Below are 361 nucleotides of genomic sequence, written 5' to 3'. Positions count from 1 at the left end.
GCATCCATGTGGGCGATGTCCTGCCCGGCAAAGCGGATGGTGCCGCTGGAGGCCGCGACGAGCTGCTGCAGCGTCTTGCCGATGGTGGTCTTGCCGCTGCCCGACTCGCCCACCAGGGCCAGGGTCTCGCCCGGGTAGATCTCGAAGCTGACCTCTTCGACGGCATGCACGCGGTGCGTCGTCCGGCCGAACAGGTTGTGTGCGATGTCGAAGCGGGTGGTGAGTTTCTCGACCGTGAGCAGCGGCGCGCTGGCATCGACGGTGTCCTGTACCTGCTCGGTGCCCACGGTGCGCAGTGCGTCGCCGTCCAGCACCGTGAGCGGCGTGCGCACCGGCAGTGGCTGGCCGCGCAGGGCCCCGA

At 69.5% G+C, this 361-nt stretch carries 1 protein-coding gene; it reads right to left on the bottom strand.

Going from position 1 to position 361, the window contains the following annotated elements; all coding sequences use genetic code 11:
- Window positions 1-361 (bottom strand): ATP-binding cassette domain-containing protein (locus tag QZH66_RS18835; RefSeq protein ID WP_345783889.1); only part of this gene is annotated, 361 nt, incomplete at both ends.

The sequence above is a fragment of the Stenotrophomonas sp. YIM B06876 genome (assembly GCF_030711595.1).
Taxonomy (GTDB): domain Bacteria; phylum Pseudomonadota; class Gammaproteobacteria; order Xanthomonadales; family Xanthomonadaceae; genus Stenotrophomonas.
Note: the sequence above shows the minus strand (reverse complement) of the source record. Positions and strands in the feature narration are given on the sequence as shown.